The sequence below is a fragment of the Mesorhizobium sp. M8A.F.Ca.ET.161.01.1.1 genome, assembly GCF_004792105.1.
Taxonomy (GTDB): domain Bacteria; phylum Pseudomonadota; class Alphaproteobacteria; order Rhizobiales; family Rhizobiaceae; genus Mesorhizobium.
Map to the genome: position 1 here is coordinate 21,470 of NZ_SRTD01000027.1, position 7,891 is coordinate 29,360.

Consider the following 7,891-nt stretch of genomic DNA (forward strand, 5'->3'; position numbering starts at 1 on the left):
TACTATTTGATGCTAACGTTCTGCATTCGAACGGCTCTCCCGAGCAAAGTGCGTGTTTCAGAAATCGCGGACACGACTAGGCCGTGAACTCATAAGTGCGGAATGAAACCACGACAGGTGGTTTGCAGACCTTTGGACTTCGGCCATCATCGAACGCATGCCCATTTTATAGCGCGACATATGTGGAACGGCCACGCGGGCAAGCGCTTTTTCAGACATGTCATCCAGCGGGATAGGTGCGGTCATATGTCCGACCTTTCAGCGCGGTCTAAGACCGCTGGCCTCGATGAAATTCGCGATGCCAGGGGCTGATCAATCTGACGCGCTGTAGGCGCATTGTCGCGCCGGCCTCTCTCGCCTCGCCCGTGGGTCATCGTCTAATTTTGCACCTCGCCTCTGTCCGGCGTCGCGCCGGCCAATCCGTCCTGGTCGTCGTTCGGCTCAGGCGCGTGGTGCGCCGCTTGCCGCACCAGCATTTCGATATGTCCCGCCCTTGGTGAGCAGCGCCCAGATAATCCTCGCCATCTTGTTGGCGAGCGCGATCGCGATGACCTTGAAAGGCTGCCGCGCTTAAAGGGCGACGAGCCATCGCGGCGCTTTGTCGTTGCCCTTAACGCCGCAAGACCGACGTCGCGCCACAAACAAGCAGCGAGCGGAGCGTCGGGTTGCCCATTTCGATATGCCGCCGAGCCGCTCCTTGCCGCCGCTCGAATGGGGTTTTGGCGTCAGTCCCAGCCAGGCGGCGAAGTGACGACCGGATTTGAACCCGTCGGGATCCGGGATCAGCGCTTTGACGGAAGCCGCGGTGATCGCTCCGACGCCCGGAATTGTGGTCAGCCGTCGCATGTCCTCGTCGCGCTTCGCCTCGCCGACTCCCTCATTCGAGCTTGTCGATTTGACGCGTCAGCGCCTCGACCTGACCGGCGATTTCAGCCAGAGCCAAACGAGCGGCTTTTGGCAGGCAAACGTCCGCCTCGTCGCGGACGATCTCGATCAACGCAGCCACTTTAGCCGTGCCGAGGGCGGCAACTTCGACAAATGCCCGCGAAGCGCGTTGATCGCCTGAGTTTGCTGGCGGATCAAAAGGGCGCGCGTCCTCAGCACCATGGCCGCCGCCTGTTGATCAGCCGATTTGATCGGAACGAAACGCATGGTCTTGCGGGTGACGGCTTCGCTGATCGCTTCGGCGTCGGCGGCGTCCGTCTTGCCCCGTTTCACAAAAGGCTTCACACAATCGGCGGGATTAAACGCACGTCGTGACCGAGCGCCGCAATCTGGTGCGCCCAATAATGCGAACCGCCGCACGCCTCCAAACCAACCAGACACGGCGGAAGCTTTTCGAAAATCTGGGGAGAGAGGTCGTATTGCCTCACCCTGGATTGTTCCCGAACGATTTTCCGTTGCCTCACCATAATTTCCCCAGGGCCGGGTTGGGATCAATTCGCCATCGGCTCGATTGGCGGCTCGACGTGCATTGGCCCAAACACCATCGCGTGCGCCTTTTCCTTCCGCCAGATCTTCAAACGGCGCTGCAGCGTGCGCAGAAGTTGATCAGGATATTGCCCCGGCTGCTCCTCCTGCAGGCGCACCAGTAATTCGCGGCTCGTCCGCCAGGGCTCTTCGTCGAACCACGCGCGCAGCCGGCCCGTGACCTTCAGCAGCGGATCCGGTCGCCGACGACCCCGCTTTTGCTTCGGCTTGGCTCTTGCGGCTGGGCGGATTTCCCCCAGTTCCAGGCCGTCCGCAGGCCCGACAGGAACTGATCCAGCGCCAGATCGCTCACCACCAGCGCCGGCGTGCAAGATCCATCAGCAATGTCGACGAGGTGCTGCTGCGCCGATCGCATCTCTCGCAGCAGCTTTACCGGATCCAGCCGCCCCTGTGTTTGCGCCAGCATGGCCCGAACCGGTTCAGCCGTGAGTGGATGTGCCGCAGTCGCTGGCATGGTGTTGCCGCCGGGTGATAGCGCTTGCGCACGCGGGCGCCGTCCCGTTCTTTTCCCGCCAGCTTGAAGGAGGGCTGGAAGAAGTTCACGAACAGCCGCGCCGTTGCGTAGAGTTGTGCCAGAGTCGCAGCGGCTTCAAGCCCCTCCAGCCGGCGATAGTGCGGATTTCGCAAAAGCCGGACAAGAGTTCCTTTAATTCCCGGACAGCAGTGGAGTGCACCCCTCGACTGAGGCAAATAGATAGGGGACAGTTTCTGAATTACAGGAACTGTAAATGGTTGGAAGAAAGCCGAGATTTATTGAACAAGTTCTGGGTACTGCGGTCCGGTGCGCCTTGGCGGGACCTCCCCGAGCGATACGGCCCTACAACGGCTTTGTCCGATGGCGGAAAGCAGGTGTGTGGGACCGCCTCATGATCGAAATTGCTAAAGCGCATGACGGCCGGGCGCAGATGATCGACACCTCCATCGTTCGCGTCCATAAGCAGGGCGCGACAGCAAAAGGGGGGATCGAGATCATAGTCTCGGTCGCTCGCGAGGTGGGCTCACATCAAGCATCTGGCTGTGTGGTAATGAGTCTACGTCCTAGGTCGCAACCTATCGGGGCAGCCTGCGGCTGCATACGCGCTCCGCCAGCGCTTGCGAGTTCGGAAGGCATGAAGCCGATATCGACCGATGCCGATGGGCGGCGCATGGGCCGCGTAACGCAGTCGGTGTGACGCGCCTCCTCGGAAGTGCTCTAGCCGCTTCTGGATATCTGCGGGGTTCACGCTGCTGCCTGATTGCCGACCCGGACGGCCTCGTCGAGCGCTCTCCACAAACCGAGCGCGCCATCGCCGACGGCAATATCGGGCGCGGATCTTCAGGCCACGCCGCTTCACGTCGACCAGCAACTCGCGCCAGCTCTGCGCGCTCTCGCGAACGCCGGTCTGGAAACCGACGAGTTCTTTCCTGCCCTCGGGCGTGGCGCCGATCAGGACCAGCATGCATTCGGCTTGGTCTTCCATGCGGCCTGCAGGTAAACCCCGTCCGCCACACATAGACGTAGCGCCGCGCCGAAAGATCGCGCTTTTGCCAACGCTCGTAGTCGGCGTTCCACTCCGCCGTCAGCCGAGTGATCACCGAGGGTGAAGGTTCCGCGCGTCCTTGCCCATAAGCGCGCTCAGCGCTTCCTGGAAATCCCCTGTCGAAACGCCGCGCAGGTAGAGAACGGGAAGCAGCGCATCCAGACTCCGCGTCCGACGCGCCCATTTCGGCAGAATCAATGAGGAGAACCGGACCCGATCACCTTGCCATTCGCGCCGCGATCCCGGATCTTCACCCGCCTGACTGGCACCGGCCCGATGCCCGTCTGGATGGCTCCGTTCCGGGCCGTGACCATGCCGGACAATCCGGTCACGGCCATCGGCAAGCTTGAGATCCCGCATCTCGGCAAGAAACGTCTCGGCCTCGATCTCGATCGCCTGCGCCAGCAATTTGCGCGCCCCGGTGCGAAGCACATCGATCAGTGGATCATCAAACTCGTCAGGCTGACGAAGGAGAACAATGTTGATAGTCTCGTTCATGGCGTATCGCTCTCCTCGAGAGGTTCTGGCAGGCTTCATCACCCGCCTCGTACGCCGCTCTCCTCAAAACGTTATCACCCAGTTTCCGCCATAGCTCTAGGCTCAATACTGGCTGTACGTGCAGATCACGGTAAAAACGCGTCTTGATGGACCGTTAGCCAGCCGGAGGCTGCCCATCTGCTGGATGCAGTCCGCCCCCCGGGGAACACGCCATCCCACATCTCTAACTCAGAATTATCAACCTCATCGGGGGATTAACATGCGTATCGTTCGACGGAATGATTGGGCATAATCTGCGGCATTAAAAATCAGGGTGCTGAAAAGGCGGGGAATTTGCGCCATGTCGGCACCGATCTTGCCTCCAGGAGGAAGTTGACCGGTCAATTCCGATGGTTGTTGCCCTGCCGAAAAAGCCGCCAATCTTGAAGTAGCCTGCTACACTCCCGCTTCGAGCGCAGCATCTCCGCTACTCAGCCCTGCGTCGATTGTCCACCAGATCTAATTACATCATGCGCCGCCACATGAGCCACCCTCCAGACCGTGCCGATCGCCGCCTTCGATCGGTTGCAACAGATCCTTCAACTTAATTTACAGACTTTTTGCGACCGCAGTGAACTGAAAAGGGTATGTTCACCGCATTGTTCAAGGCCCGCACGGCCAAGAGCTGCGCCGAATTATCCCAGGATAGCCGCACAGCACGAAATATTGGAGGTCGAAACAAGTGGCAAGAAGAGCGCTCATCTTCATTGAATCTTCAAGTAATGGTTCCCGATACGTCAAAGCGGCTAAGAATCTTGATCTTTTACCATTTGTTATGAACCCGTCGGGATCCGGGATCAGCGCTTTGACGGAAGCCGCGGTGATCGCTCCGACGCCCGGAATTGTGGTCAGCCGTCGCATGTCCTCGTCGCGCTTCGCCTCGCCGACTCCCTCATTCGAGCTTGTCGATTTGACGCGTCAGCGCCTCGACCTGACCGGCGATTTCAGCCAGAGCCAAACGAGCGGCTTTTGGCAGGCAAACGTCCGCCTCGTCGCGGACGATCTCGATCAACGCAGCCACTTTAGCCGTGCCGAGGGCGGCAACTTCGACAAATGCCCGCGAAGCGCGTTGATCGCCTGAGTTTGCTGGCGGATCAAAAGGGCGCGCGTCCTCAGCACCATGGCCGCCGCCTGTTGATCAGCCGATTTGATCGGAACGAAACGCATGGTCTTGCGGGTGACGGCTTCGCTGATCGCTTCGGCGTCGGCGGCGTCCGTCTTGCCCCGTTTCACAAAAGGCTTCACACAATCGGCGGGATTAAACGCACGTCGTGACCGAGCGCCGCAATCTGGTGCGCCCAATAATGCGAACCGCCGCACGCCTCCAAACCAACCAGACACGGCGGAAGCTTTTCGAAAATCTGGGGAGAGAGGTCGTATTGCCTCACCCTGGATTGTTCCCGAACGATTTTCCGTTGCCTCACCATAATTTCCCCAGGGCCGGGTTGGGATCAATTCGCCATCGGCTCGATTGGCGGCTCGACGTGCATTGGCCCAAACACCATCGCGTGCGCCTTTTCCTTCCGCCAGATCTTCAAACGGCGCTGCAGCGTGCGCAGAAGTTGATCAGGATATTGCCCCGGCTGCTCCTCCTGCAGGCGCACCAGTAATTCGCGGCTCGTCCGCCAGGGCTCTTCGTCGAACCACGCGCGCAGCCGGCCCGTGACCTTCAGCAGCGGATCCGGTCGCCGACGACCCCGCTTTTGCTTCGGCTTGGCTCTTGCGGCTGGGCGGATTTCCCCCAGTTCCAGGCCGTCCGCAGGCCCGACAGGAACTGATCCAGCGCCAGATCGCTCACCACCAGCGCCGGCGTGCAAGATCCATCAGCAATGTCGACGAGGTGCTGCTGCGCCGATCGCATCTCTCGCAGCAGCTTTACCGGATCCAGCCGCCCCTGTGTTTGCGCCAGCATGGCCCGAACCGGTTCAGCCGTGAGTGGATGTGCCGCAGTCGCTGGCATGGTGTTGCCGCCGGGTGATAGCGCTTGCGCACGCGGGCGCCGTCCCGTTCTTTTCCCGCCAGCTTGAAGGAGGGCTGGAAGAAGTTCACGAACAGCCGCGCCGTTGCGTAGAGTTGTGCCAGAGTCGCAGCGGCTTCAAGCCCCTCCAGCCGGCGATAGTGCGGATTTCGCAAAAGCCGGACAAGAGTTCCTTTAATTCCCGGACAGCAGTGGAGTGCACCCCTCGACTGAGGCAAATAGATAGGGGACAGTTTCTGAATTACAGGAACTGTAAATGGTTGGAAGAAAGCCGAGATTTATTGAACAAGTTCTGGGTACTGCGGTCCGGTGCGCCTTGGCGGGACCTCCCCGAGCGATACGGCCCTACAACGGCTTTGTCCGATGGCGGAAAGCAGGTGTGTGGGACCGCCTCATGATCGAAATTGCTAAAGCGCATGACGGCCGGGCGCAGATGATCGACACCTCCATCGTTCGCGTCCATAAGCAGGGCGCGACAGCAAAAGGGGGGATCGAGATCATAGTCTCGGTCGCTCGCGAGGTGGGCTCACATCAAGCATCTGGCTGTGTGGTAATGAGTCTACGTCCTAGGTCGCAACCTATCGGGGCAGCCTGCGGCTGCATACGCGCTCCGCCAGCGCTTGCGAGTTCGGAAGGCATGAAGCCGATATCGACCGATGCCGATGGGCGGCGCATGGGCCGCGTAACGCAGTCGGTGTGACGCGCCTCCTCGGAAGTGCTCTAGCCGCTTCTGGATATCTGCGGGGTTCACGCTGCTGCCTGATTGCCGACCCGGACGGCCTCGTCGAGCGCTCTCCACAAACCGAGCGCGCCATCGCCGACGGCAATATCGGGCGCGGATCTTCAGGCCACGCCGCTTCACGTCGACCAGCAACTCGCGCCAGCTCTGCGCGCTCTCGCGAACGCCGGTCTGGAAACCGACGAGTTCTTTCCTGCCCTCGGGCGTGGCGCCGATCAGGACCAGCATGCATTCGGCTTGGTCTTCCATGCGGCCTGCAGGTAAACCCCGTCCGCCACACATAGACGTAGCGCCGCGCCGAAAGATCGCGCTTTTGCCAACGCTCGTAGTCGGCGTTCCACTCCGCCGTCAGCCGAGTGATCACCGAGGGTGAAGGTTCCGCGCGTCCTTGCCCATAAGCGCGCTCAGCGCTTCCTGGAAATCCCCTGTCGAAACGCCGCGCAGGTAGAGAACGGGAAGCAGCGCATCCAGACTCCGCGTCCGACGCGCCCATTTCGGCAGAATCAATGAGGAGAACCGGACCCGATCACCTTGCCATTCGCGCCGCGATCCCGGATCTTCACCCGCCTGACTGGCACCGGCCCGATGCCCGTCTGGATGGCTCCGTTCCGGGCCGTGACCATGCCGGACAATCCGGTCACGGCCATCGGCAAGCTTGAGATCCCGCATCTCGGCAAGAAACGTCTCGGCCTCGATCTCGATCGCCTGCGCCAGCAATTTGCGCGCCCCGGTGCGAAGCACATCGATCAGTGGATCATCAAACTCGTCAGGCTGACGAAGGAGAACAATGTTGATAGTCTCGTTCATGGCGTATCGCTCTCCTCGAGAGGTTCTGGCAGGCTTCATCACCCGCCTCGTACGCCGCTCTCCTCAAAACGTTATCACCCAGTTTCCGCCATAGCTCTAGGCTCAATACTGGCTGTACGTGCAGATCACGGTAAAAACGCGTCTTGATGGACCGTTAGCCAGCCGGAGGCTGCCCATCTGCTGGATGCAGTCCGCCCCCCGGGGAACACGCCATCCCACATCTCTAACTCAGAATTATCAACCTCATCGGGGGATTAACATGCGTATCGTTCGACGGAATGATTGGGCATAATCTGCGGCATTAAAAATCAGGGTGCTGAAAAGGCGGGGAATTTGCGCCATGTCGGCACCGATCTTGCCTCCAGGAGGAAGTTGACCGGTCAATTCCGATGGTTGTTGCCCTGCCGAAAAAGCCGCCAATCTTGAAGTAGCCTGCTACACTCCCGCTTCGAGCGCAGCATCTCCGCTACTCAGCCCTGCGTCGATTGTCCACCAGATCTAATTACATCATGCGCCGCCACATGAGCCACCCTCCAGACCGTGCCGATCGCCGCCTTCGATCGGTTGCAACAGATCCTTCAACTTAATTTACAGACTTTTTGCGACCGCAGTGAACTGAAAAGGGTATGTTCACCGCATTGTTCAAGGCCCGCACGGCCAAGAGCTGCGCCGAATTATCCCAGGATAGCCGCACAGCACGAAATATTGGAGGTCGAAACAAGTGGCAAGAAGAGCGCTCATCTTCATTGAATCTTCAAGTAATGGTTCCCGATACGTCAAAGCGGCTAAGAATCTTGATCTTTTACCATTTGTTATGTC

5 protein-coding genes and 7 pseudogenes are annotated in these 7,891 nt (G+C 59.9%); 4 read left to right on the forward strand and 8 right to left on the reverse strand.

What is annotated here, in order from left to right:
• Nucleotides 1-57 precede the first annotated feature (57 nt).
• From EN804_RS32895 to EN804_RS32905, 3 genes and pseudogenes are all read right to left on the reverse strand, one after another.
• Complete coding sequence (locus EN804_RS32895) at nt 58-246, reverse strand: hypothetical protein (RefSeq protein ID WP_127322461.1); 189 nt, start codon at nt 244-246, stop codon at nt 58-60.
• Between the two features lie 195 nt (nt 247-441).
• A pseudogene (locus EN804_RS32900) lies at nt 442-1,412 on the reverse strand (IS110 family transposase).
• A 24-nt stretch (nt 1,413-1,436) separates the two neighbouring features.
• Nucleotides 1,437-2,103: pseudogene (locus tag EN804_RS32905) on the reverse strand (transposase); the annotation flags it as partial.
• A gap of 150 nt (nt 2,104-2,253) precedes the next feature.
• Between EN804_RS32905 and EN804_RS32910 the strand changes: the two are divergent.
• Nucleotides 2,254-2,345: pseudogene (locus EN804_RS32910) on the forward strand (IS5/IS1182 family transposase); the annotation flags it as partial.
• A 398-nt stretch (nt 2,346-2,743) separates the two neighbouring features.
• On the opposite strand, the pseudogene EN804_RS32915 reads toward EN804_RS32910, so the two are convergent.
• Together EN804_RS32915 and EN804_RS38325 are read right to left on the reverse strand one after the other, a co-directional pair.
• Nucleotides 2,744-3,548, reverse strand: a pseudogene (locus EN804_RS32915) (transposase); the annotation flags it as partial.
• 603 nt (nt 3,549-4,151) lie between these two features.
• Nucleotides 4,152-4,409, reverse strand: a complete 258-nt coding sequence (locus EN804_RS38325) for a transposase (RefSeq protein ID WP_245511853.1) — start codon at nt 4,407-4,409, stop codon at nt 4,152-4,154.
• Here EN804_RS38325 and EN804_RS38330 point away from each other — a divergent pair.
• A complete protein-coding gene (locus EN804_RS38330; protein ID WP_246693519.1) occupies nt 4,354-4,629 on the forward strand; it encodes a hypothetical protein in 276 nt (91 codons plus the stop codon). The genes EN804_RS38325 and EN804_RS38330 overlap by 56 nt on opposite strands.
• Here EN804_RS38330 and EN804_RS38335 read toward each other — a convergent pair.
• Both EN804_RS38335 and EN804_RS32925 read right to left on the reverse strand, forming a co-directional pair.
• The gene (locus EN804_RS38335; RefSeq protein ID WP_245518688.1) at nt 4,557-4,889 is read right to left on the reverse strand and encodes a transposase; all 333 of its coding nucleotides are present in this window, start codon (nt 4,887-4,889) and stop codon (nt 4,557-4,559) included. The genes EN804_RS38330 and EN804_RS38335 overlap by 73 nt on opposite strands.
• A gap of 110 nt (nt 4,890-4,999) precedes the next feature.
• Nucleotides 5,000-5,666 (reverse strand): annotated as a pseudogene (locus EN804_RS32925) (transposase); the annotation flags it as partial.
• Nucleotides 5,667-5,816: 150 nt separating this feature from the next.
• Between EN804_RS32925 and EN804_RS32930 the strand changes: the two are divergent.
• Nucleotides 5,817-5,908 (forward strand): annotated as a pseudogene (locus EN804_RS32930) (IS5/IS1182 family transposase); the annotation flags it as partial.
• Between the two features lie 398 nt (nt 5,909-6,306).
• Here the strand turns inward: EN804_RS32930 and EN804_RS32935 are convergent.
• Nucleotides 6,307-7,111: pseudogene (locus EN804_RS32935) on the reverse strand (transposase); the annotation flags it as partial.
• A 587-nt stretch (nt 7,112-7,698) separates the two neighbouring features.
• On the opposite strand from EN804_RS32935, the gene EN804_RS37725 reads away from it, so the two are divergent.
• Nucleotides 7,699-7,891, forward strand: a 193-nt coding sequence (locus EN804_RS37725) for a hypothetical protein (RefSeq protein ID WP_210235376.1), incomplete at its 3' end; no start/stop codon positions are given.

Bases quoted from the DNA above. Each gene is read 5' to 3' on its own strand.
- EN804_RS38325 (WP_245511853.1), bottom strand. From the start codon at position 4,409: ATGCGACGGCTGACCACAATTCCGGGCGTCGGAGCGATCACCGCGGCT.
- EN804_RS32895 (WP_127322461.1), bottom strand. From the start codon at position 246: ATGACCGCACCTATCCCGCTGGATGACATGTCTGAAAAAGCGCTTGCC.